At 57.6% G+C, this 649-nt stretch carries 2 protein-coding genes; both read left to right on the forward strand.

Features of this window, described 5'->3' with window-relative positions; translation table 11 throughout:
- Nucleotides 1-286, forward strand: a 286-nt coding sequence (locus tag OKB77_RS23995) for a hypothetical protein (protein WP_270818722.1), incomplete at its 5' end; no start/stop codon positions are given.
- Complete coding sequence (locus OKB77_RS24000; RefSeq protein ID WP_201882942.1) at nucleotides 261-524, forward strand: hypothetical protein; 264 nt, start codon at nucleotides 261-263, stop codon at nucleotides 522-524. The genes OKB77_RS23995 and OKB77_RS24000, both read left to right, overlap by 26 nt.
- Nucleotides 525-649 lie beyond the last annotated feature (125 nt).

The following is a 649-nucleotide window of genomic DNA, read 5'->3' on the forward strand; positions in this document are numbered from 1 at the left end:
GCTGCACCTGCGCTGGTCTGGGGTGCAGTGGCAACTGCTCTCCCTCACCAATGCCGAGGATTGGCGCACGATGAGCCAGCCGATAGATGAAATTTGCGTGGACCCCACTCGTCACTGTTTTTGGCGCAGCCAGGCAGGACCGGTTTCTCTCACCGAGCAACCCCGTGTGTTGGCAAGTTTCCTGGCTGACCTGCAGCGTACCTGCACTAATCACGGTTATCGCGTGGAGAGTGACCCCTTACCGCAAGAGGAGACACACGATGTCCAAACAACCGATAGCCGTTGAGCTGGAAGCCATCAATCGAGAGGGGGAAACTCAGGTGGTGCGTGACAGTGGCCTGACCGTACACGGCTACAGTGTCTACCTGCGAGCGATGGAGGTAAGCGAGCTGGCCCTGGCTACCTGGGTAGCGGACTACGACGCCATCGGCCCTGCCTATGAACTGGCAGAGAGGCTGAGTATTGCACTCGCAATCCCGCTCACCATACTGGTCCCAGAACCGCTGATGCCGATTACAGAGTGAATCCGCCGCCACGGCAGGCCCCACTACGACCAACTGAACACCCCTCAAAGTGAACCAACAACCGCTCTACCTTTAACCCTGACATGCTTTATGTGTGCCGGGGTTTTGTTTATTTGGAGAACCCC

The organism is Aeromonas sp. Y318-3 (assembly GCF_027706185.1).
Classification (GTDB): Bacteria; Pseudomonadota; Gammaproteobacteria; order Enterobacterales; family Aeromonadaceae; genus Aeromonas; species Aeromonas veronii.